Source organism: Streptomyces sp. NPDC091649, assembly GCF_044756785.1.
Lineage (GTDB): Bacteria > Actinomycetota > Actinomycetes > Streptomycetales > Streptomycetaceae > Streptomyces.
This window is the reverse complement of record NZ_JBIVTR010000003.1, coordinates 414154-436589: the sequence shown is the minus strand read 5'-3', so window position 1 is coordinate 436589 and position 22436 is coordinate 414154. Positions and strand designations below refer to the sequence as shown.

21 protein-coding genes are annotated in these 22436 nt (G+C 71.7%); 10 read left to right on the top strand and 11 right to left on the bottom strand.

Translation table 11 applies throughout. The features are described from left to right. Window positions 1-203 precede the first annotated feature (203 nt). On the bottom strand, window positions 204-1460 hold the full coding sequence (locus ACIQMU_RS09480) for an extracellular solute-binding protein (RefSeq protein ID WP_352238637.1): 1257 nt from the start codon (window positions 1458-1460) through the stop codon (window positions 204-206). A gap of 203 nt (window positions 1461-1663) precedes the next feature. Between ACIQMU_RS09480 and ACIQMU_RS09475 the strand changes: the two genes are divergently transcribed. Beyond that, on the top strand, window positions 1664-1879 hold the full coding sequence (locus ACIQMU_RS09475) for a dodecin (RefSeq protein WP_352238638.1): 216 nt from the start codon (window positions 1664-1666) through the stop codon (window positions 1877-1879). On the opposite strand, the gene ACIQMU_RS09470 is transcribed toward ACIQMU_RS09475, so the two are convergent. Then, window positions 1880-2368, bottom strand: a complete 489-nt coding sequence (locus ACIQMU_RS09470) for a hypothetical protein (RefSeq protein ID WP_352238639.1) — start codon at window positions 2366-2368, stop codon at window positions 1880-1882. A gap of 137 nt (window positions 2369-2505) precedes the next feature. Between ACIQMU_RS09470 and ACIQMU_RS09465 the strand changes: the two genes are divergently transcribed. Together ACIQMU_RS09465 and uvrA are read left to right on the top strand one after the other, a co-directional pair. After that, a complete protein-coding gene (locus ACIQMU_RS09465; RefSeq protein ID WP_352238640.1) occupies window positions 2506-3546 on the top strand; it encodes an MsnO8 family LLM class oxidoreductase in 1041 nt (346 codons plus the stop codon). 228 nt (window positions 3547-3774) lie between these two features. Continuing rightward, a complete protein-coding gene (gene uvrA, locus ACIQMU_RS09460; protein ID WP_352238641.1) occupies window positions 3775-6198 on the top strand; it encodes an excinuclease ABC subunit UvrA in 2424 nt (807 codons plus the stop codon). A gap of 63 nt (window positions 6199-6261) precedes the next feature. Here the strand turns inward: uvrA and ACIQMU_RS09455 are convergent, their stop codons facing one another. Genes ACIQMU_RS09455 through ACIQMU_RS09445 form a run of 3 tightly spaced genes read right to left on the bottom strand, consistent with a single transcriptional unit; the run spans window position 6262 to window position 9624 of the window. After that, on the bottom strand, window positions 6262-7008 hold the full coding sequence (locus ACIQMU_RS09455) for a succinate dehydrogenase/fumarate reductase iron-sulfur subunit (RefSeq protein ID WP_352238642.1): 747 nt from the start codon (window positions 7006-7008) through the stop codon (window positions 6262-6264). Beyond that, the gene (locus ACIQMU_RS09450; RefSeq protein ID WP_402688560.1) at window positions 7005-8954 is read right to left on the bottom strand and encodes a fumarate reductase/succinate dehydrogenase flavoprotein subunit; all 1950 of its coding nucleotides are present in this window, start codon (window positions 8952-8954) and stop codon (window positions 7005-7007) included. Before ACIQMU_RS09450 ends, ACIQMU_RS09455 begins: the two co-directional genes overlap by 4 nt. Before the next feature lies 1 nt (window position 8955). Next, window positions 8956-9624, bottom strand: a complete 669-nt coding sequence (locus ACIQMU_RS09445) for a succinate dehydrogenase (RefSeq protein ID WP_352238998.1) — start codon at window positions 9622-9624, stop codon at window positions 8956-8958. A gap of 132 nt (window positions 9625-9756) precedes the next feature. Here ACIQMU_RS09445 and ACIQMU_RS09440 point away from each other — a divergent pair, with 132 nt between their 5' ends. After that, window positions 9757-10653: a LysR family transcriptional regulator gene (locus ACIQMU_RS09440; RefSeq protein ID WP_402688559.1), complete on the top strand. Its 897-nt coding sequence runs from the start codon at window positions 9757-9759 to the stop codon at window positions 10651-10653. 84 nt (window positions 10654-10737) lie between these two features. Here ACIQMU_RS09440 and ACIQMU_RS09435 read toward each other — a convergent pair whose 3' ends face one another. Together ACIQMU_RS09435 and ACIQMU_RS09430 are read right to left on the bottom strand one after the other, a co-directional pair. After that, the gene (locus ACIQMU_RS09435) at window positions 10738-12912 is read right to left on the bottom strand and encodes an EAL domain-containing protein (protein WP_352238645.1); all 2175 of its coding nucleotides are present in this window, start codon (window positions 12910-12912) and stop codon (window positions 10738-10740) included. Beyond that, entirely contained in the window at window positions 12909-13727 is an 819-nt protein-coding gene (locus tag ACIQMU_RS09430; protein ID WP_352238646.1) for an SAM-dependent methyltransferase, read from the bottom strand. Before ACIQMU_RS09430 ends, ACIQMU_RS09435 begins: the two co-directional genes overlap by 4 nt. A 1232-nt stretch (window positions 13728-14959) precedes the next feature. Here ACIQMU_RS09430 and ACIQMU_RS09425 point away from each other — a divergent pair. Continuing rightward, window positions 14960-15724 (top strand): DUF4239 domain-containing protein, encoded by a 765-nt coding sequence (locus tag ACIQMU_RS09425; RefSeq protein WP_352238647.1) that lies wholly within the window; start codon window positions 14960-14962, stop codon window positions 15722-15724. Between the two features lie 170 nt (window positions 15725-15894). Continuing rightward, window positions 15895-16446 (top strand): hypothetical protein, encoded by a 552-nt coding sequence (locus ACIQMU_RS09420; RefSeq protein WP_352238648.1) that lies wholly within the window; start codon window positions 15895-15897, stop codon window positions 16444-16446. A gap of 91 nt (window positions 16447-16537) precedes the next feature. Here the strand turns inward: ACIQMU_RS09420 and ACIQMU_RS09415 are convergent, their stop codons facing one another. Next, on the bottom strand, window positions 16538-17017 hold the full coding sequence (locus ACIQMU_RS09415) for a hypothetical protein (protein ID WP_352238649.1): 480 nt from the start codon (window positions 17015-17017) through the stop codon (window positions 16538-16540). Window positions 17018-17341: 324 nt separating this feature from the next. Here ACIQMU_RS09415 and ACIQMU_RS09410 point away from each other — a divergent pair, with 324 nt between their 5' ends. Then, window positions 17342-18004 carry a class F sortase gene (locus ACIQMU_RS09410; RefSeq protein ID WP_352238650.1) on the top strand — a complete coding sequence of 221 codons (663 nt, stop codon included), beginning with the start codon at window positions 17342-17344 and terminating at the stop codon, window positions 18002-18004. A gap of 87 nt (window positions 18005-18091) precedes the next feature. Here ACIQMU_RS09410 and ACIQMU_RS09405 read toward each other — a convergent pair whose 3' ends face one another. Next, window positions 18092-18943 (bottom strand): polysaccharide deacetylase family protein, encoded by an 852-nt coding sequence (locus tag ACIQMU_RS09405; protein ID WP_402688558.1) that lies wholly within the window; start codon window positions 18941-18943, stop codon window positions 18092-18094. Window positions 18944-19094: 151 nt separating this feature from the next. Between ACIQMU_RS09405 and ACIQMU_RS09400 the strand changes: the two genes are divergently transcribed. Continuing rightward, complete coding sequence (locus ACIQMU_RS09400) at window positions 19095-19556, top strand: universal stress protein (RefSeq protein WP_352238652.1); 462 nt, start codon at window positions 19095-19097, stop codon at window positions 19554-19556. 74 nt (window positions 19557-19630) lie between these two features. On the opposite strand, the gene ACIQMU_RS09395 is transcribed toward ACIQMU_RS09400, so the two are convergent. After that, window positions 19631-20827: a CapA family protein gene (locus ACIQMU_RS09395; RefSeq protein WP_402688557.1), complete on the bottom strand. Its 1197-nt coding sequence runs from the start codon at window positions 20825-20827 to the stop codon at window positions 19631-19633. Window positions 20828-21094: 267 nt separating this feature from the next. On the opposite strand from ACIQMU_RS09395, the gene ACIQMU_RS09390 reads away from it, so the two are divergent. Continuing rightward, window positions 21095-21664, top strand: coding sequence for a sigma-70 family RNA polymerase sigma factor (locus tag ACIQMU_RS09390; RefSeq protein ID WP_352238654.1), 570 nt, complete (start codon window positions 21095-21097; stop codon window positions 21662-21664). Here the strand turns inward: ACIQMU_RS09390 and ACIQMU_RS09385 are convergent. Next, window positions 21598-21795: a zf-HC2 domain-containing protein gene (locus ACIQMU_RS09385; RefSeq protein ID WP_352238655.1), complete on the bottom strand. Its 198-nt coding sequence runs from the start codon at window positions 21793-21795 to the stop codon at window positions 21598-21600. The two genes, ACIQMU_RS09390 and ACIQMU_RS09385, sit on opposite strands and share 67 nt — an antisense overlap. A 112-nt stretch (window positions 21796-21907) precedes the next feature. Between ACIQMU_RS09385 and ACIQMU_RS09380 the strand changes: the two genes are divergently transcribed. Then, window positions 21908-22423 carry a hypothetical protein gene (locus ACIQMU_RS09380; RefSeq protein WP_352238656.1) on the top strand — a complete coding sequence of 172 codons (516 nt, stop codon included), beginning with the start codon at window positions 21908-21910 and terminating at the stop codon, window positions 22421-22423. The last annotated feature ends 13 nt before the right edge of the window (window positions 22424-22436 follow it).

The window sequence follows — 22436 nt, the reverse complement described above, 5'->3', positions numbered from 1 at the left end:
CGGGGACGGATCGGCGAGAAGCTCAGGTCGGTCCGGGTCGTCGCGGGAGTGCGACGGCCCGGCCCCTTACTTCTTCCGTCACCGGCTGGATTCGACGTGACCGCTGCGGGGAGCGGGGATGTGCGACGGCTGAATCCCCCGCGACGCCGCATACCGGGGGCACTGCGGCCCGCCGGCTGCCCGGGGGGCCCGCCCGGGAGGGATCAGCCGCTGCCGGTGAGCATGGCGGTGATGCGCTCGGAGGCGGCCTTGGCCTCCTTGGCGGCGTCTCCGCCCTCCAGCACCGCCGTCATGTACGGCTTGATCGGGTTCTTGGCCTCGACCCTGGCCCACTGGGACGAGTTGGGGGTGGCGCGGCCGCGGGTGGCGCCCTCCGCCATCGCCGCGGTGCCCTCGTCGCCCTCGATGACATGCGCGAGGCTCGGCTTGTTGGGGACGTAGCTCATGCCCCGCGCGAGCTCGGTCTGCCACTTCTCGCCCGCCAGCGCCTTGACGACGTCGATGCCGGCGCTGCGCTCGTCGGCGTTCTTCGGGACGATGAGGTCGGAGCCTCCGGTGAATACCGAGCCGGGCGCCTTCGAGGTCTTGCCGGGGATGGGGAAGTAGCCGAGCTTTCCCTTGAGTTCGGGATTCTTCTGCTCGATGAGAGCGGCACTGCCCGGCGTCGAGATGATCTGGGCGACGTCGCCCTTGGCGAATACGTCGGTCTGCGGGGGCTTCTCCTCGTCGGCGTCCGTCGGGCCGTCGCCGAGCGCCTGGAGCTTCTGGTAGAACTCCATGCCGGCCAGCGCCTCCGGAGTGTCCAGGGCGCCCTGCCAGTCGCCGCCGTTCTCGTCGGCGAGCTCGCCGCCTTCGTCCCAGATGAAGCCGGCGAGCACGTACCAGTTCTGACCGGCCAGGTAAATGCCTTGGTTTCCAGCCGTGTTGAGTTTCTCGGTGTCGGCGATCCACTCGGAGCGCGTCTTCGGCACGGAGTCGATGCCTGCTTCCTCGAAGATCTCCTTGTTGTAGATCACCACCCGGTTGGCCGCGTACCAGGGGATGCCGTACTGCACGCCGTTGATGCTGCCGGGCTGGGCGAGGCCGGGAAGCCAGTCCTCGCTGCCCAGGTCGCGCATCGATTCGAGAGTCAGATCGCGCAGGCCGCCGCTCTCCGCGTACTGGGCGACCTGGGTGTTGCCGACCTCGATCACGTCAGGGGCGTCGTCGCCCTCCAGCGCGGAGAGCACCTTGGGGCCGATGCCGCTCCATTCCTGGATCGTGAATTCCAGCTCGACCGAGGGATTCTCCTCCTCGTACGAGCGGGTGAACTTGTCCAGGAATCCGGGCGAGACGCTGTCCTTCATCAGCCAGACCGTGACGGTGCGGTCCCCGCTGTCCGAGCCCGATATGTAGCCGCATCCGCCGAGCGCGACGGACGAGACGAGCGCGATGGCTCCGGCCAGTATGCGGTTCTTCACGTGGTCACCTTCTGCGAAACGGCACAACGAAATCGGGACCCGGTGTGGGGGGACTGCGGGCGACGCTCGCACGGGTGGTTGGCTGAATTTTGGTATGGACCTTTCAGTAGGTCAAGGCGGGTGCGCGTTCCGGCTCGCGCCCCCGCCCCTCTCGCGGGACACCGCGGTTTGGGGCAACGTGGTCCCAGGAAAGGAGACAGACCATGACGAATCACACCTACCGCGTCACCGAGATCGTAGGAACCTCCGAGGAGGGCGTCGACGCGGCAATCCGGAACGGCGTCGCAAGAGCGGCGGAAACGTTGCACAATCTCGATTGGTTCGAGATCAACCAAGTCCGGGGTCATATCGAAAATGGCCGAATCGCGCACTACCAGGTCGGCCTGAAGGTGGGCTTCCGGCTCGACGAAAGCGCCTGATCAGGTACGTCCCTCACGCTCCTGGGCATCCTTCAGCGCAGCCGAAGGGTCGGCCCAGCGCGCCCGCACCACAGCGAATCCGGCCACCTCGGCCGCATCGCAGACCAACGCGTCGTCGTCCACGAACACACGCACCCGCCCCGTTCGCCCCAGCCGCCGGAGGACGTCCAGCTTCGTCCGGCGCGCGGGGCGCCGGTCGTCGTTGCGCCGCATGAACAACGTGCCCTCGGGCAGCCCCTGACGGCTCAGCCACCGCACGGTGTCGCGACGGCACCGCTCGGGCCGTCCGGTCAGATAGACGATCGCGCACTCCTCGGCGCTCGCGTGCACCATCCGTACGCCCTCCGGGAGCGGCGGGTCCTCCACGGCCGCGGCGAAGAAGCCGGCCCAGTCACGCTTCGGCCCCTCCAGGAAGTGCTGCCGGTGGGCGGTGTCCGCGAGCGTGCCGTCCAGGTCGAATACGGCCAGCGGCCGTGCGTCGTTGTCCACTCCCCCAGCTTAGAAAGCCTGTCTTCCCCCGGCGGTCCGGGTCGCGCGGTCGTCCCGGAGAGGCCCCGCGCCGGAATCCCGCGGAGTCCCGGAGCCTGGCGCGGGAATCCTGGGAGAACGGCGGCGTTGAAGAGGGCGTGAACTCTGTGATCGCGTCGACCCGCTTCTCCGTCCTGGACCGCTCCCGCACCCGGGAGGGGCACGACGCCTCCCTGGCGCTGCGCGACACCGTGGACCTGGCCCGGGAGGCGGAGGCACTCGGTTTCCACCGCTTCTGGGTCGCCGAGCACCACGGCGTGCCGGGCGTCGCGGGGTCCGCCCCGACCGTGCTGGCCGCCGCCGTCGCCGCCGCGACCTCCACCATCCGGGTCGGCACCGGCGGAGTGATGCTGCCCAATCACCGGCCGCTGGTCGTCGCCGAGCAGTTCGGTGTGCTCGCCTCCCTCTTCCCCGGCCGGATCGACATGGGGCTCGGACGCTCGGTGGGGTTCACCGACGGCGTCCGCCGCGCTCTCGGCCACGGCAAGGAGGACGCCGAGGACTTCCCCGGCCGGCTCGCCGAACTGCTCGGCTGGATCGACGGCACCCAGCAAGCCCACCCCGGGGTGCACGCCCGTCCGGCGGAGGGCCTGCGCATCCCCGCGTACGTCCTGGCGGTCGGCGAGGGCGCGTCGGTCGCCGCGGCCGCCGGGCTCCCTCTCGTCATCGGTGATCTGCGCGGCCGGGAGAAGGTGCTGCGCGCCGTCGAGGTCTATCGCCGCGCCTTCCGCCCCTCCGACCGCGCGGAACGGCCAGAGGTGATCGTCGCGGGCACGGTGGCCATCGCCGGCACCGAGGAGGAGGCCCGCAGGCTGCTCGTGCCGGAGGCGTGGGCCATGGCGCACTCCCGCACGCACGGGGACTTTCCGCCGCTGGCTCCGGCCGAGCGCGTCGAGGCCCTCGCCATGACGGCCAAGGAGCGGACGCTGTACGAGCGGGGGCTCGACGGCCACATCCACGGGACCGAGGACCAGGTGGCCGGTCAGCTGGAGCGGGCCATCGCCGAGACCGGTGCGGACGAGGTGCTCGTCACCACCAGCACGTACGACCGCGAGGGTCTGGTGGACTCGCTGCGGCGGCTCGCCCGCATGGCCGGGACAGGGGGCCGGGCCGACGGGCGGAGCCTCGACGTTCGATAACCGCCGGACCTCAATGCGAGGAGCGGGAACGCCGGGAGGCATGACGCACTCTCCCGCGACGGGCCCCCGGCCGTCCTCACCGCCATGTACACGGCCGAAGCAGGTTATCCGGCGGTCGGCGGGCCGGGCAGGGCCTTCTCCCGCGGGCCCGTCGTCGGCGCCGACGCCTAGAATCAGACTGTTTGTCCCATCAGGCGTCAGAACCCCACCCGTACGGAGCCGAGCCCCATGCACTCCCCCCACGATCCGTACGTCCGCGTGCGCGGAGCCCGCGAGCACAACCTCAAGAACGTCCGGGTCGACATCCCCCGCGACACCCTGACCGTGTTCACGGGCGTATCGGGGTCCGGGAAGTCCTCGCTCGCCTTCGGGACCATCTACGCGGAGGCGCAGCGCCGCTACTTCGAGTCCGTGGCCCCGTACGCCCGCAGGCTGATCCATCAGGTGGGCGCGCCCGCGGTCGGGGAGATCACGGGACTGCCGCCCGCGGTCTCGCTGGAGCAGCGGCGCTCCGCCCCGGGGGCCCGGTCGTCCGTCGGGACGGTGACGACGCTCTCCAACTCGCTGCGCATGCTCTTCTCCCGGGCGGGGGACTACCCGCCGGGGGCCGAGCGGCTGGACTCCGACTCCTTCTCGCCCAACACCGCCGTCGGGGCGTGCCCCCAGTGCCACGGGCTGGGGCGGATCCACCGGACGGACGAGGCGCTACTCGTCCCGGACCCCTCCCTGTCTATCCGGGAGGGTGCGATCGCCGCCTGGCCGGGGGCGTGGCAGGGCAAGAACCTCCGCGACGTGCTGGACGCGCTGGGGTACGACGTCGACCGGCCGTGGCGCGAGCTGCCCGCCGGGGACCGGGAGTGGATCCTGTTCACCGACGAGCAGCCGGTGGTGACGGTGCATCCGGTGCGGGACGCGGGCCGGATCCAACGCCCGTACCAGGGAACGTACATGAGCGCGCGGCGCTATGTGCTGCACACTTTCGCCGACACCCGGAGCCGGGCCCTGCGGGCGAAGGCGGAGCGCTTTCTGACCAGCGCACCGTGCCCGGTGTGCGGCGGGAGCCGGCTGCGGCCCGAGGCGATGGCGGTGACCTTCGCCGGTCGGACCATCGCGGAGCTGGCCGGGCTGCCGCTGGCCGAGCTGGCCGAGGTGCTGTCCGGGGCGGGAGCGGGCGGCGAGGAGGCCGCACGGGTACTGACGGACGACCTGTCGGCGCGGATCGGGACGGTGACGGAGCTGGGACTCGGATATCTGAGCCTGGACCGGACGGCCCCGACGCTGTCCTCCGGTGAGCTGCAACGGCTGCGACTGGCCACGCAGTTGCGGTCGGGCCTCTTCGGTGTCGTCTACGTCCTGGACGAGCCGTCGGCCGGGCTGCACCCGGCGGACACCGAGGCGCTGCTCGGGGTGCTGGGCCGGTTGAAGGAGGCCGGGAACTCGGTCTTCGTGGTGGAGCACCAGATGGACGTGGTGCGGCGGGCGGACTGGCTGGTGGACGTGGGTCCGCTGGCCGGGGAGCACGGCGGGCGGGTGCTGCACAGCGGGCCGCCGGAGGAGCTCGCCCACGTCCCGGAGTCGGCGACGCGCCGCTTCCTGTTCGGGGAGGACGGCCGGGACACCGCGCCGGTGCGCGAGCTGCGCACCCCGTCCGGGTGGCTCCGGCTCACCGGTGTGGAGCGGCACAACGTACGGGGCGTCGACGCGGCGTTCCCGCTCGGGGTGTTCACCGCGGTGACCGGGGTGTCCGGTTCGGGCAAGTCGACTCTGGTCGGCCAGGTGCTCGCCGGGGTGCTGGCGGACCGGCGGGCGGGCGAGGAGTCCGGACCGGGCGATCGGTACTGCGCGGCGGCCACGGGCCTGGAGGCGGTGGACCGGCTCGTCCAGGTCGACCAGAAGCCCATCGGCCGCACGCCCCGGTCCAATCTGGCCACGTACACCGGTCTGTTCGACGCCGTGCGGAAGCTCTTCGCGCAGACGGAGACGGCGCGGGAGCGGGGGTACACGGCGGGGCGGTTCTCGTTCAACGTGAGCGGCGGTCGGTGCGAGACCTGCCAGGGCGAGGGTTTCGTCTCGGTGGAGCTGCTGTTCCTCCCGAGCACGTACGCGCCCTGCCCGGACTGCCACGGTGCGCGCTACAACCCGCGGACCCTGGAGGTCGCCCTGCGCGGTCTGACGATCGCTCAGGTCCTGGATCTGACGGTGGAGTCGGCTGCCGCGTTCTTCGCCGGCACGCCGGCCGCCGAGCGCGCGCTGACCACCCTGCTGGACGTGGGGCTCGGTTATCTGCGGCTCGGCCAGCCCGCCACGGAGCTGTCAGGCGGTGAGGCGCAGCGCATCAAGCTGGCGACGGAACTCCAGCGCATCCGGCGCGGTCGCACGCTGTATCTGCTGGACGAGCCGACGACGGGGCTGCATCCGGCGGACGTGGAGGTGCTGATGCGGCAGTTGCACGCCCTGGTCGACGCCGGGAACACGGTGGTGGTCGTGGAACACGACATGGCCGTGGTGGCGGGTGCGGACCATGTCATCGACCTGGGGCCCGGGGGCGGGGACCGGGGCGGCCGGATCGTCGCGGCCGGCACGCCGGATGAGGTGGCGCGCGCCGCCGGGAGCCGTACGGCGCCCTACCTGGCGAAGGCGCTGCGGCGCTGAGCCGACGGCGCGCAGGGTGTCGGTCCCGTACGGCTCAGGAACCGTACGGGGTCAACTCCCGTGTCAGCGGCGGACCTTGCGGGTCGCCCGCAGCCACTCCTTGTTCATCGCGGCGATCGAGGGCAGCGGGATGCCCTTGGGGCAGGCCGTGGCGCATTCTCCGGTCAGGGTGCAGCCGCCGAAGCCCTCGTCGTCCATCCGGGCCACCATGTCCAGGACGCGCGTCTCGCGTTCCGGGGCGCCCTGCGGCAGGACGTTGAGGTGGTTGACCTTGGCGGCCGTGAAGAGCATCGCCGAGCCGTTCGGGCAGGCGGCGACACAGGCGCCGCAGCCGATGCATTCGGCGTTCTCGAAGGCCAGCTCGGCGTCGGGCTTGGGCACCGGGGTGGCGTGGGCGTCCGGGGCGGTGCCGGTGGGGGCGGAGATGTAGCCGCCGGACTGGATGATCCGGTCGAACGAGGAGCGGTCCACGACCAGGTCCTTGATGACCGGGAAGGCGGAGGCCCGCCAGGGCTCGATGTCGATCGTGTCGCCGTCGGCGAAGGACCGCATGTGGAGCTGGCAGGTGGTGGTGCGCTCCGGGCCGTGGGCGTCGCCGTTGATGACGAGGCTGCACGCGCCGCAGATGCCCTCGCGGCAGTCGTGGTCGAAGGCGACGGGCTCGTCCCCGGCGAGGGTGAGTTCCTCGTTGAGGGTGTCGAGCATCTCCAGGAACGACATGTCGGCGGAGATGCCGTCGACTTCGTAGGTGGCCATGGCGCCGGGCTCTTCGGCGTTGCGCTGGCGCCAGACGCGCAGGGTGAGCTTCATGCGTAGCTCCGCTGGGTGGGGTGGACGTACTCGAAGACGAGGTCTTCCCTGTGCAGGACAGGGGCGCCGCCGGTCGCGGTGAACTCCCAGGCGGCGGCGTAGGAGAACTCCTCGTCGCGCCGCTCGGCCTCGCCGTCCGGGGTCTGGGACTCCGCGCGGAAGTGGCCGCCGCAGGACTCGGCGCGGTGCAGGGCGTCGAGGCACATGAGCTCGGCGAGCTCCAGGTAGTCGACGATGCGGTTGGCCTTCTCCAGCGACTGGTTGAACTGTTCGCCGGTGCCGGGGACCTTGATGCGGCGCCAGAACTCCTCGCGGATCCGGGGGATCTTCGTGAGCGCCTTGCGCAGGCCGTCCTCGGTGCGGGCCATCCCGCAGTACTCCCACATGAGTTCGCCGATCTCCCGGTGGAAGGAGTCGGGGGTGCGGTCGCCGTCGACCGAGAGCAGCAGGTTGATGCGGTCCTCGGTCTCCGCCACCGCCTCCGCGACGGCGGGGTGGTTTTCGTCCACGGTGTCGGTGTGCGGATTGCGGGCGAGGTAGTCGTTGATCGTGGAGGGCAGGACGAAGTAGCCGTCGGCCAGGCCCTGCATCAGGGCGGAGGCCCCGAGCCGGTTGGCCCCGTGGTCGGAGAAGTTCGCCTCGCCGATGGCGAAGAGGCCGGGGACGGTCGTCTGGAGGTCGTAGTCGACCCAGAGGCCGCCCATGGTGTAGTGCACGGCGGGGTAGATCCGCATCGGGACCGTGTAGGGGTCCTCGTCGGTGATCTGCTGGTACATGTCGAAGAGGTTGCCGTACTTGGCTTCGACGGCCTTGCGGCCCATCCGGCCGATGGCCTCGGCGAAGTCCAGGTAGACGCCCTGCCCGCCGGGGCCGACGCCGCGCCCCTCGTCGCATACGTTCTTGGCGGCGCGGGAGGCGATGTCGCGGGGCACCAGGTTCCCGAAGGCGGGGTAGATCCGCTCCAGGTAGTAGTCGCGCTCGTCCTCGGGGATCTTGTTGGCGGGGCGGTCGTCGCCCTTGGCCTTCGGGACCCAGATGCGGCCGTCGTTGCGCAGCGACTCGCTCATCAGGGTGAGCTTGGACTGGTGCTCGCCGGTGCGCGGGATACAGGTGGGGTGGATCTGGGTGAAGCAGGGGTTGGCGAAGTACGCGCCGCGCCTATGGGCCCGCCAGACGGCGGTGGCGTTGGAGTTCATGGCGTTGGTGGACAGGTAGAAGACGTTGCCGTAGCCGCCGGTGGCCAGGACGACCGCGTCGGCGAAGTAGGTGTCGATCTTCCCGGTGACCAGGTCGCGGGCGACGATGCCGCGCGCCTTGCCGTCGACCACGATCAGGTCCAGCATCTCGGTGCGGGCGTGGAGTTCGACGTTGCCCGTGGCGATCTGCCGGGACAGCGCCTGGTACGCGCCGAGGAGGAGCTGCTGCCCGGTCTGGCCGCGCGCGTAGAACGTACGGGAGACCTGGACTCCGCCGAAGGAGCGGTTGTCGAGCAGACCGCCGTACTCGCGGGCGAAGGGGACGCCCTGGGCGACGCACTGGTCGATGATCTCGACGGAGATCTGGGCGAGCCGGTGGACGTTGGACTCCCGGGCGCGGAAGTCGCCGCCCTTGACGGTGTCGTAGAACAGCCGGTGGATGGAGTCGCCGTCGTTGCGGTAGTTCTTCGCGGCGTTGATGCCGCCCTGGGCGGCCACCGAGTGGGCGCGCCTGGGCGAGTCCTGGAAGCAGAACTGGACGACGTGGTAGCCCTGTTCGGCGAGGGTGGCGCCGGCCGCTCCGCCGGCCAGTCCGGTTCCGACGACGATGACGGTGTGTTTGCGCCGGTTGGCGGGGTTCACGAGTTTCGCCTGGAAGCGGCGGGTGTCCCAGCGTTCGGCCACCGGGCCCCCGGGGGCCTTCGTGTCGACGACGGGCTCGCCCTCGCGGTACTGCGTGTAGTCGGGCATGTCAGCTCACCACTCCGGTCATGACGGCGACGGGTACGGAGATGAAGCCCACCGTCAGCACGACCGCGAGGAGGGTGGCGAGGGTCTTCAGGATGCGGTCGCGGGTCGCGTTGCCGACACCCAGGGTCTGCGCGGCGCTCCAGAAGCCGTGCTGGACGTGCAGGCCCATGGCGAGCACGGCGACGATGTAGATGACGTTGCCGTACCAGGTCGAGAAGGTGTCGATGACGTTCTGGTAGGGGCGCCCGGCCTCGAAGCTCGTGTGCACGGTGCCGGTCGTCAGGTCGAGGATGTGCCAGACGATGAAGAGGGCGAGGATGATCCCGCCCCAGCGCATGGTCCGGGTGGCGTAGCTCGCCCGGGGCTTCTTGTGGACGTACTTGGCCGGGCGTGCCCTGATGTCGCGCCGGCTCAGCTGGTAGGCGGAGATGCCGTGCAGGACGACCGCCACGACCAGTGCGACCCGGACGAGCCAGAGCGCCCACTCGTAGTGCAGTACCGGCTCGCCCATGGTGCGCAGCCAGTGGGCGTACCCGTCGAACTCGCCGGGCCCGAAGAAGATCTTCAGGTTGCCCGCCATGTGGGCGACGAGGTAGCCGAGCATGACCAGACCGGTCACGGCCATGATCGTCTTCTTGCCGACGGTCGAGTCCCAGAGCGTACGCGTCATCGACGGCCGTCGGTCCGTCCGCGTTGCCAATGCCATGGGCACGACGGTAGGGGCGAAGGACCTGATCAGTCCAAGACATGGTCCGGCTCATCTCCATAGGCGACGTCTATGGAAGGACGTTATCGTCGGCTTATGCACTTCCAGCAGCTCACCTACTTCGTGGCCGTGGCCGAGGCCCGGCACTTCACCCGGGCCGCAGAGGCGGTGCATGTCTCGCAGCCCTCGCTCTCCCAGCAGATCCGGGCGCTGGAGGCGGAGTTGGGCGCGGACCTGTTCAGCCGCGCCCGGGGCAACATCGCCCTCACCGACGCGGGCGAGGCGCTGCTGCCGCTGGCCCGGCGGATCCTCGCCGACGCGGAGACGGCGCGGCAGGAGGTCCAGGAGCTGGTCTCCCTGCGCAGCGGCCGGGTGCGGCTCGGGGCGACGCCCAGCCTGTGCACCGGGCTGCTGCCGGACGTGCTGCGCGCCTTCCACGACCGGCATCCGGGGGTGCGGCTGCTGCTGGAGGAGGGCGGCTCGCACGACCTCGTGCGCCAGCTGGCACGGGGAGCGCTCGATCTGGCCCTGGTGGTGCTGCCCCTGCCGGCCGCCTCCCCCGCGCTCACCACGGTGGAGCTGTTGCACGAGGACCTGGTGGTGGTCTCCTCGGCGGCGGAGCCGCCCCCGGGACGGGGCGGCCGGGTCCGGATCGCCGATCTTCGGGGGGCGCCGCTGGTGATGTTCCGGCACGGCTACAACCTGCGGGAGCTGACCCTGGCCGCGTGCCGCGCGGAGGGCTTCGAGCCGTCGTTCACGGTCGAGGGCGGCGAGATGGACGCGGTGCTCGGTTTCGTACGGGCGGGGCTCGGCATCGCCGTGGTGCCGAGCATGACAGCCATCCGGGCGGGCCACGACCTGCGGAGGACTCCGCTGGCCGGTGCCGGGCTGCGGCGCACGATCGCGCTGGCGCACCGCAGCGACGTGGATCCGCCCCGCGCCGCGCGCGAACTCCAGCGGATGCTGCTGGAGCACCGGCCGGTCCCCGGCTGACGGATCGCGCCGGGCCGGAGCGGGCCGGGCGGCGCACCGGCCCCCGAGGGAGCCGCACGCCGCCCGGGGGCGCCGCGGCCACGGTCAGACCGCGTCCGCCAGCAGCAGGGAGTGGATGCGGTCCGGAGCCCCGGGGCGGGCGTAGTACCAGCCCTGGGCGGTGTCGCAGCCCAACAGGCGCAGCTGCTCCGCCTGGGCGGCCGTCTCCACGCCCTCCACCGTGACGGCGAGCTCCAGGCTGTGGGCCAGCGACACGATGCCTTCGACGATCTTCAGATCGACCGGGTCGGCCGGGTGCTGCTGCATGCCCTGGGTGAAGGAGCGGTCCAGCTTGAGCACGCTCACCGGCAGCCGGCGCAGGTTCGCCAGGTTCGAGTAGCCGGTGCCGAAGTCGTCGAGCGCGATGTCGACGCCCATCTCCGCGAGTTGCCGCAGCGGCTTGAGGAGGTCGTCCTCGGCGCCGATCAGGGCGGACTCCGTCACCTCCAGGCAGAGCGCTCCCGGCTCCAGACCGGAACGTTCCAGCACGTCGACCGTCTCGGCGACGAGGTGCGGGTGGTGCAGCTGGGTCGGCGAGAGGTTGACGTTGATGCGCAGCGGTCCTCCGTCGGTGTGCCGTTCCTGCCAGAAGTTCGCCTGCCGTACGGACTCCTCCAGCACCCAGCGGCCGAGCGGCACGATGAGCCCGGTGTGCTCGGCGAGCGGAATGAACCGGTCGGGGCCGAGCACCCCGTGCTGCGGATGGCACCACCGTACGAGCGCCTCGGCGCCGTGCACGCTGCCGTCGCCCAGGTGCACGAGCGGCTGGTACTCGATGAAGAACTCCCCCCGGTCCAGGGCGGCCGGGAGGGCGGTGGTCAGCCCGTGCCGGGTGATGACGCGCGCGTCGGCCTCGGCGTCGGCGAGCTGGAAGCGGTTGCCGCCCGCCGCCTTGGCCCGGTACATCGTGATGTCGGCGCTGCGCAGCACCTCCGCGGCGCTGCGCTCTCCGGAGGGTCCCTCGACGACGCCGATCGAGCCTCGGACGGTCAGCTCGCGGCCGTCGAGGCGGATCGGGGAGGCGAGCGCGTTCAGGATGCGGCCGGCCAGCTCGTCCACCTCGTCGGCGCTGTCCGGGCCGGTGGTCAGCGCGACGAACTCGTCGCCGCCGAGCCGGGCGACCATCTCGCCGCGCGCGGTGGCGCAGCTCTGGAGCCGGTCGGCGACCTCGACCAGGAGCCGGTCGCCGGCGGCGTGGCCGAGGCTGTCGTTGATGGCCTTGAAGCCGTCGAGGTCCAGGTAGCAGAGGCCGAAGCGGACGCCCTCCTTGGCGGCGAGGGTCTTCTCCAGGCGTTCGAAGAACATGGTCCGGTTCGGCAGTCCGGTGAGGGCGTCGTGGGTGGCCTCGTAGCGCAGCCGCAGATTCAGCAGCCGCCGCTCGGTGGTGTCCTCCATCAGCGCGAGCTGGTACTCGGGGCGGCCTTCGGAGTCCCGCAGCAGCGAGACGGTGAGGTTGGTCCACAGGACGGTGCCGTCGTTGCGGTAGAACGCCTTCTCCACCCGGTAGTGGTCGCGTTCGCCGCGCACCAGCTCGTCGTAGTACTTCCAGACCTGGGGGGAGTCCTCGGGGTGGACCCACTCGTTCACCTTGTGACTGCGGACGTGGTGCTCCAGCCCGCCGAACATCCTGGTGAGGGTGTCGTTGATCTCCAGGATGTTGCCGTCCAGGTCGGCGATGCCGATGCCGATGGCCGCGTCCTTGAACACGGCGCGGAACCGCGCCTCGGTCGCGTGCAGGGCCTGCTCCGCGTGCGAGCGGGCGGCCAGCGCCGAGCGGGCGATGGCCTCCTGCTCGGCGAGCGTGCGCTCGCGCAGGGCCGCGGTGAAGCCGGCGGCGAGGGTGTGCTGGATCCGCGCGCAGCGGGCCCGGCCGTCCTCGGTGGACAGCGTGCCGGGCCCGTTGCCGCCGCAGTACAGGACGAGGTAGGAGTCGACGACGCCGAGCGTGGAACTGAGGGCGTCCGGGTCGGTGCAGTGCGCGTCGACGAGGGCGGCGCCGGTCCGCTGGGCGGGCGAGGCGTCGAAGGGGTGGGCGTGCAGGATGCCGTTCAGCTCGCGTGCCAGGGGCAGCAGATGCTGTTCGAACTCCGGGCGGGTGAGGGAGGTGGCCGTCAGGGGGAAGATGGCCCTGCTCCAGATTCTGGCGAATCTCCGGAGGCGGCCTTCCGGGCCGTCAGGTTCCGCGTCCGGCTCCCCGGACGACTGGGCGGGAATGCTCACGCCTTGCGCCCAACCCCTGCGAAGCCCGAGAAGGCGTACGGGTCTTCCTGCTCCGGCGACTGCGGTGTGTCGGGCCGCCACGCGGGCATCGGCACGAGCCCCGGCTCGACCATCCCACAGCCCTCGAAGAACTGGGCGATCTCCTCGCGCGAACGCATGACCAGCGGGTTGCGGATGTTCTGGTAGACGCCGACCGTGCCGGCCGCCTCCTCCCTGGACCGCGGAATGCCCTCGTACGAGGCGTGGGTCAGGACGATCAGGCTGCCGGGGGCCAGTGACTCGCGCAGTTCGGCGACCGCGCCGCGCGGGTCGTCGGCGTCCTCGACGAAGTGGAGCACCGCGACCAGCAGCAGGGCCACCGGGCGGTCCAGGTCGAGCAGTCCGGTGACCTCCGGGTTCGTCAGGATGTCCTTGGGGCGGCGCAGGTCGGCGGCGGCGACGACCGTGCGGTCGTCGCCTTCCAGTACGGCCTGGCTGTGGGCGACGGCGACCGGGTCGTGGTCGACGTAGGCGACCTTGGCCCCGGGGTCCGCGGCCTGGGCGACCTCGTGGACGTTGCCGAAGGTCGGTATGCCGGAGCCGATGTCCAGGAACTGGTCGATGCCCGAGTCGACGGCGTAGCGGACGGCCCGGCGCATAAAGGCGCGATTGGCCTGCATGATCTTGGGAAGGCCCGGGAGGAACTCCATGGCCTTGCGCGCGGCTTCCCGGTCCACCTCGAAATTGTGCGATCCGCCCAGATAGAAGTCGTACATGCGAGACACGCTCGGCACCGAAATGTCAATGCCCTGCGGTGCCCAGGCGGGACGCTCCATCGATGTCTCCAACAAGTCGCCACGGCGATCCGGCCATGTTCATGGTCAGTGTTGACCAGAGGCTACTGACCGGCCGCCAAGAGAGCGAGTGGAAACGGAAATTCGCGATCCGTTATTGGTCACACTCCGGTGGCATCCACGGCGAATCCGTCGCTGCGCGTATGCGTACAGCGACGGACCGGCACCCCGGACGCCGTTTCCCGGTCGTTCGGGGCCACTTGGAGCTCCTGGGGGATTGCTCGCGGGGCTCGCCATAACGAGGGAAGCGCCGACGCGTTCGGAATGCCGGGGAAACGGGTCGCCAGGCGCCGCAGGCTCCCCGCCGGTCGGCGCCGCCCGCCTCGGCACCGGCCCGCGAAGGGCGTGGGGCGCGGACTGTCGACGGTCGCCGCTCGGCACATCCGGGGTGTTCGAATGGCGAATCCCTTCGCCGGCACGCCATCCACCGCACTTTCGGCCAGGAGAGCAACTAACCGGCCACTTCTCGGGCCGAAACAGCGTGAAGCCCGGGGACACGCTTACCGCGGGTCGGAAGCACCGCGCAAACACGAATGGCCCATTGTTCGCACGATCAGGCGAATCACCCACGGGTACCGCGTGTCCACCGGCGGCGTCGATCATGCTCCCCGACGTGTACGGATCACGCATCGCGCGGCTCACGACCGCCGCCGCACTCCTCTGGCTGACAGCCGTACCCCTGCCCGCGACCGCCGACTCCTGCGCGGTGGCCACGATCGGGCGGGGTGACGGCAGTTCCTCGGTCGCCGTGGCGGGCGACGGGAGCTGCGTCGCCGTCTCCAGGCCGAAGCCCCCGCCGCCCCCGGAGCCGCCACCACCGCCGCCCCCACCGGAGCCGCCGCCGGAGCCTCCGCCACCACCGGAGCCGCCGCCCGCGCCACCGCCACCGCCACCTCCGGAGCCCCCACCGCCCCCACCGCCTCCCCCGCCGCCACCGGTGGCCGCTGAACCGCCTCCCCCGCCACCGCCTCCCCCGCCCGCACCGGCACCGCCGCCGAAGCCGTCGCCCGCCTCCTCCCCCTCACCGAAGCCCCCGGTGCGGGCCGAACCGCCGGCCCCCCGGCCCGTCGCGCTGCCGTCGTACCGCAAACCCGCCCGCAAACAGCCGAGAAGCGGCCCCTCGCTGGTGTCCCTGACGCTGCTCATCACCGCCCCGGCGGTGTTCGCCGTCGCCGTGCTGCGGCCGCGGTCATCCCGCTGACCAGGAGAGACGCATGTCCGAATGGCTCGTACTGAGCATTGCCATGGCCTCCGCCTGCGCGGTCGTCCTGACGATCGCCATCCTGAACAACCGGCGGATCGGGGATGATGACGACCCGTCCGAGACGCCCGACGTCATCGAGTACATGACGATGATGATCGGTGTGGTCTACGCGATCGTCCTGGGGCTCGCCATCGCCGGGGTCTGGGAAGGGCGCAGCGCCGCCCAGGAGTCGGTACGCGTCGAGGCGCAGGCGCTGCACGAGATCCAGGCGCGGGCCTCCGTCTACCCGGCCGAGGTCCGCGACCGCATCCGCGCTGACGTCGACGCCTATGTCCGTCACGTCGTCCACGACGAGTGGAAGGCGATGTCCGAGCGGAACACGCTGACCGAGCGCGGCACCCGGTTGCTGGACCGGGTGCGTGCGGACGTCACCGACTACGTCCCCAGGAACGACCACGAGGGGCAGGCGTACCAGCCACTGGTCGACCAGGTGGCGGCGGCGGACGACGCCCGCAGCTCCAGGGGGCAGAACGCCGGCGCGACGATGCCCGGGGTGGTCTGGTTCGGGCTGATCATCGGGGCGCTGGTGACCGTGGGGCTGATCTTCACCCTCCAGATCCGCAGAACGTTCCGTGAACTGCTCCTGGCGGGCCTGTTCAGCGCGTTGATCGCCTTCCTGCTCTTTCTGATCTGGGACTTCGACGCGCCGTTCGGCCGGGGTATCTCGGCCACCGCCGAGCCCTTCCTCGACATGTTCCCGGGGGCCGCCCGCTGAGGCCCCGCCCCCGGCCGGTGGGCCGGTCGGGGGACTCCTCTGACCCATTCGCCGGACCCCGATCGCGGGTAGCGGGGCCCCCTTTTAGCGTGTCGGGCATCGAGGTGCATTTTTCCTGCTATGTGGAAATTGGTTCCGCAGCTGCCCCTCGGGGAACCGGAGGATCCACCATGCGCGCGATACGTGTCGCACCGCTCGCCCTGCTCGGCGCCAGTGCCCTGACGCTGCTGGCCCCGCCCGCCGCCCACGCCGCGCCGGACGGGGCGGCCAGCACGTTCAACCCGACCATCGCTCCGTCGGTCATCGCACCGGGCGGCCGGGTCACCCTCGGCGCCGGCGGCTGCACGGGCGAGACGACCGTCAGCTCGGGCATCTTCGACACCGTCACCATTCCGAGCGGCAGCACGACGGCCACCGCCACCATCGACACGGGCGCCCGACGGGGCGCTGTCTACGCGGTGACCTTTGCGTGCGGTTCGACCGGCACCTCCCGGAACGTCAACCTGACGATCACCGGAGGCGCCACGAGCACCCCGACACCCACCACGGTGCCGACCGCCAGCTCCACGGCCCTCGTGCCGGGCGGCGTGCGCGGCGGCCTCGGCGGAAGCTCGGGCGGCACCGACACGGTGGAGCTCGCCGCCGGCGCGGCCCTGGTGGTCGCCGCGGCCTCGGGCGCCCTCTACTTCGCTCGGCGCCGCTCCACCGACCGCCGTCACTGACCGCCGCCATGCGGCGCACGGCAGTCGCCCCGGGTCCTGATCCAGGACTCGGGGCGACGGGCGTATCGGGCCGGGCGGGAGGTTCGACGCCCTAGAACGCCGCATGGCTCGTCCGCCGGCGCCGGACGAGGAAGACCGCGCCGCCGACGGCCGCGGCGGCCACCAGACCGCCGCCGACCTGCATCTCCACCGAGCTCGGGCCCATGGAGCCGCCGAGCCCGCCCTGCGCGCCGTTGCCGGCGAGCACGGTGAACTTGTGCGTCTCGATCCGGCTGTTGTCACTGCACTTCACGGAGAGGTTGTAGTGCCCCGGCGTGGCGTTGTGACGGATGTGCGCCTTCGCGTACCCGGTGCTGCCCGCGGAGAGCTCGGTCGTCGGGAACGCGTTCGACCAGACCTTGCCGCCGTGACCGCAGCCCTGCGCGGTGACCTTCATGGTCGCGCCCTGGTGGACCGAGTACGGGTTGACGGTGATGTTGCTCGGACCGTTGGTGGCGGCGGCCATGGGGGCCGCGAGCCCGACGGCCGCGAAAGCGGTCGCGGTGACCGCGAGAGCGCGTGAAGCACGCATCGTGTGAACCTCCAGCGGGAAACGCCCCGAGGGCTCGTCCCCCGGGCTGGATCGACGAGAACGCCTCCCATGACGAACACTCACCAGCGGACGCGTGGATCGCACTTCGGCGTTGCGCCACCCCGGTGACGCGACACGCCGTACGAAAACCCCCGCACCTGACGGAGCCGCAGGTCACAGAGCGTCAGAACTTTTATCCGCTCATTACTCCGATGGGCCGTCGTCCGGCAGCTCCCCGTCCCGGTGCCACCCGTTCGCCCTTCTCTGATCGCCGCCCGGACGCGGCGCGCCTAACGTTCACAGCGTCGCGACGAAGGGAGAGCCATGGGCCGGGACTACGCTGGCGTCGAGCGGACCAGACGTGTGCCTTGGGGTGCGATCGCCCTGGTGATGCTCAGCGGCCTCGCCCTCATGCGCAACGGCACGGAGTTCGGGGAGGCGGGCCCCCCGCAGCCCGCGGCGGCGGCCGCGCTGGACCCGGGCAGGGAGACGGCGGCGCCGCCGGCCGAGGGCGAGGGGGTGCAGCCGCTGCCGTACGCCCCGGCCTCCCGGGTGAAGATCTCCGCCATCGACGTGGACGCTCCGATCATCGACGTCAACCTGGACGCCAACGGGTGGATCGACGCCCCGCCCGCCGAGGACCCCAACCTCGCCGGCTGGTACCAGAACGGCATCTCCCCCGGCCAGCGCGGCACCGCCGTGGTCGTCGGCCATGTCGACAACATGTCCGGGCCCGCAGTCTTCTACGGCCTGGGCTCGCTGCGGAAGGGGCACCGCGTCGAGGTCACCCGCTACGACGGACGGGTCGGGATCTTCGAGGTGTACGGGGTGGAGGTCTTCTCGAAGAACGACTTCCCCGGCCCCCGGGTCTACGGCGACACCGGTCAGGCGGAGCTGCGGGTCATCACCTGTGGCGGCGGCTATTCCAAGGCGGGCGGCTACGACGGCAACGTGGTGGTCTTCGCCCGGCTGGTCGACACCCGCTGACCGGCGCACGTCCCGCACGGCCGTCTCCCGGTGACCACCGGCCTCGGACCCCCGGCCGGGCACAGCCGTGCGCACGTGCTCCCCGGCTCAGACGCGGTGCGGCACCGTGATGCGGTAGCCGGAATGCAGCAGCCGGGGCAGATAGCGGCGCAGCGCCGCCACGCTCTGCGAGCGGTCGCCGCCCGCGTCGTGCGAGAGGACGACGACGCCGGGCGCCGCTCCGTCCAGCACCCGGCGAACGATCGTTCCGGTCCCCGGCGTCTTCCAGTCGAGCGTGTCCACGGTCCAGGCCATGGGCTCCATGCCCAGGTCCGCCCCGATCTCGAAGGAGTTGCGGTTCCACGCGCCGTAGGGGGCGCGGTACCACAGCGGCGGAGCCCCGAGCGTCCGGTCCAGCACCTCGCTGGTACGTCCCAGCTCGTCGCGGATCCCGGCGCGCGAGAGGTTCGGGATCAGCGGGTGGGACCAGGAGTGGTTGCCCACCACATGCCCGTCGTCGGCCATCTCGCGCAACAGGTCCGGGTTGCCGTCGGCCATCTCCCCGCAGACGAAGAACATCGCGCGGACCCGGTGTTCGCGCAGGGTGGCCAGGATGTCCGGGGTGTAGAGCGGGTCGGGGCCGTCGTCGAAGCTGAGGACCATCGAGTGGCCCAGCTCGGGGAGGTGCTCGAAGGGCCGGGTCCGCACGGGCGGCCTGCCCGGTCTGAACCGGGGCGGGGTGTTCGCGGTCATGGGGTCGAGCCGGTACGGGGAGGGGCGGCGGCGGACGTTCGCCGGGGGCCCGGCGGCGGCTGCGGGCGGGGTGTCCGCGACGGGTGCGGAGCGGCTGGGCGTCGACGCCGGATCGGCGGCGATCAGGTGCACGGCGGTGGCGGCTCCGAGGCCGAGGGCGACCCTCAGCGCGGTGCGGCGCTCGGGCCGGGGGGGATCACGTCTCATGGCCAACTGCTCGCACGGTCGGAGGCCCGCCCCGGACGCCGACACCGAACGTCGCCCGTTTTGTACCCGATCGACGCAGTATGTTCATCTCCGTGGAAGCCGTCGATGTCCCGGAGCCTCCCCTCGGGGCCGAGCCGATAGCCTCGATGCCGTGACAGAGCAGCAGCCTCACCGGTTCGAACGCGGCACGGACGGCCCCAAGGTGATCGTCGCGGGGCTCGACGGTTCCGATTCGTCGATGCGCGCGGCGGCCTACGCGGCCGGGCTCGCTCGCCGGCAGAACGCCATGCTGGCACTGGTGTACGTCCAGCCGGTCATGCCGGCGGGCGCCGCGCTGGGCGTGCCGTTCGGAGACGTGACGGGCGAGGTCGCGGACAGCCTGGTCACCGAGATCCGCGAGGCGACCGAACGCTTCAGTGACGCGTGGGACATGCGCTGGGAGTTCCACACCTTCCGGGGCGACCCCTACAACGGCCTGGTCACGGCGGCCGACGAGCTGAAGGCGGACGCGGTGGTGGTCGGGGCGTCGGAGTCGGCAGGGCACCGCCTCATCGGTTCGGTGGCCGTGCGCCTGGTGAAGGCCGGGCGCTGGCCGGTCACCGTGGTGCCGTAGGGGTTCTCCCGAGCACGCCGCGCTCACCGCGGCCTGGCCGGCACGACATCCCCCAGAGGCCCCGCCGCCGACCGCTATTCGCCCATCCTGAGCCCGTCCTTGTCCGCCCCCCGGCCGAGGACGACGGTACGGATGCGGTCGCGGATCTCACGGAGGCACCCGGCCCCGTCGCCCAGGGCGGCGTTGAGGTTGACGGCACGCCCGGTGGCGGTGTCGTACCACTGCGGGACGAATTCCGCCTTCTCCACCTTCCAGCGCTCACCGGGTTTCGCGGGCGGCGCGAAGGTGAAGCGGCCCATCGAGCTCTGGTTGCCGCGCGGGTCCTGGACGCCGTCGTGGTTGATCATCGCTCCGGCGATCTGGTCGCCCATGCCGTAGACGACCCAGGTGCCGTTGACCTTCTCGTACGCCTGCGGCACATGCGCGTGGGTGCCGATGATGAGGTCGATGTCGGGGCGGCCCCCGTGGGCGGACGCGGTGAGCCGCCGGGCCAGCTCCAGCTGCTCCGCGTCGGGCTCGTCCTGCCATTCGGTGCCCCAGTGGGCGGAGAGGACGACGACGTCGGCACCGGCGCGACGGGCCGCCCTGGCCTCCTCGACGATGCTGCGCTCGTCGGTCACGTTCACCGTCCAGGGCCGGCCGGCGGGCAGCGGGATGTCGTTGGTGCCGTAGGTGTACGCGAGGTGGGCGACCTTGGCCGCCCCCTTCCCCGGCCCGGCCGGCAGGATCGTGGGCCGGGCGGCCTCGGCGGCGGTGCGGGCGGAGCCGGCGTGCCGGATGCCCGCCCTGTCCAGCGCCCCGAGCGTGCGCCGGACGCCCTCGGCCCCGCCGTCGAGGGTGTGGTTGGAGGCGGTGGAGCAGGAGTCGAACCCCGTGGCGCGCAGGGCCGCGGCGACCTCGGGCGGCGACTTGAAGCTCGGGTAGCCGGTGTAGGGGCCGCCCTCCTTGCCGTACACCGTCTCCATGTGGCAGAACGCCAGGTCCGCGCCCGAGACGACGGGGGCGACGCCCGCCAGCATCGGGGCGAAGTCGTAGCCCTGACCGCCCGCGTCGGCGGCGGCCCGGTCGATCACGGAGGAGTGCGGCAGGACGTCGCCCGCGGCGAGAAGGGTGAACGGGCGGGGCCCGTCCGCCTTCTGGCCCCCCGCGCCCCGGGCGGCGGGCGGTCCGCCCGGTCCGGGGGCCGTGGGCTGCGGCCCGGCGCAGCCGGCCGTCGCGGCGAGCAGGAGGGCGAGGGCGGCCACGGTGCCCGGTCGGATGCGCTGCGTCATCTGCTCGACTCCACGTTCGGATGATTACGACCATCCGACTACACATATCTTCATATCGTGTAAGCAAGGAGCATTGCCGTATACCTAGCTGAACTGGTCGTACCGGCCGACTCCGACGGCCCCTCGACCGTTCACCGCACCATTCGCCGCACTGAGCGACCGCTCGTCGCACACCTCGGCGCACCGTCTGTTCCCGCGCCGCCGAATGCGTTCGGATACGCCCGTCGGCAACGAGGCCGTCAGGGGCCTCGGCGGGAGAGGGCGTTCATGAAGACCACGACGACCGATGAGCGGACCCTCGCGGAGTTGCAGCGGGAACACGGCCCGGCCCTGTTCCGCTTCCTCCTCGGCCTGACCTTCGGGGACCGGCAGCGGGCGGAGGACCTCGTCCAGGAGACCCTCGTACGCGCCTGGCAGCACCCCGAGGTCTTCGACGCGCCCTACGACTCGATGCGGCCCTGGCTGTTCACGGTCGGCCGCCGCCTCGCCATCGACGCCCGGCGCTCCCGCCAGGCCCGTCCGGCCGAGGTCAGCGACACGGCGCTGGGGAGCACTCCGGCCGCCCCGGACCCCGCGGACTCGGCCGTCCGCGCCCTGGACGTACGCGAGGCCGTCCGCACCCTCAGTCCCGAGCACCGGGCGGTGCTGGTGCAGATCTACTTCCGCGGGCTGAGCGTCGGCGAGACGGCCGCGGAACTCGGCATCCCCGCCGGGACCGTCAAGTCCCGCTCCTACTACGCCCTGCGGGTCCTCTCCCGCACGCTCCCCGGCTACTCCCGCAGGTCCTCCACCCGGAGCAGCGCCAGCAGGGCGGAGGCGTCGGCGACCTCCACATAGGCCCGGGCGCAGCCGTCGCAGCCCTGGAGATGGCGTGCGACCCGGCCCGTCTCCTCGGCGTCCAGGGCGTCCAGGACGTAAGCGCCCAGCAGCAGGCGCACATGCGGGTCGTCGCCGGGGTCGGCACTCATCGGCAGCCTCGTATCTCCTGGGCGATCCTCACCTTCTGCCCACGCGGGACGCCCGCCCCCGGTTCAATGCTGCGTGAAGCCCGGCACCGAGCGAGGAAAGAGGCGAGAGGGGATGCGTCCCGAGGATACGGATGGGGCCGGTGGGAACGGGCTCCGGGTACCGATGGCCTGGCTTGCCACCGAGTACATCGCCGACGAGCTGTTGCGGACCGGCGAGCTGATGGAGCCGACGACCCCGGAGTTCCGGGCGGGGCGCGACGCGCTCGCGCTGACGATGTTCCTGTGCGAGTTCGCCCGGAACGGACCGGCGCTCCACGCCCTGCCCGAGCCGCGGGTCGACGAGCTGCGGACGCTGACGGCGTACGAGTGCGCCTGGCGCACCTGGATCCGCGAGCGGCTGGCGGAGGCGGGGCGGCGCGCCGAGCCCGGCGACCCCGATCTGGAGCTGGCACGGGCGGCCTGGCGCTGGCTGGAGGAAACCGAACTGCTCGCGGCCGACCTGGACGCGATCGGGTCCGCTCCCGGGGACTTCGCGGCCGGCCCGTCGGGCGACCGGGAGGTCCGGGTCTGGACGCCCGCGTGGCAGCTGGGGCTGCCGCTGGGGCATCTGGCCGTACACCTGTGCTGAGGCCCGGCTTCCC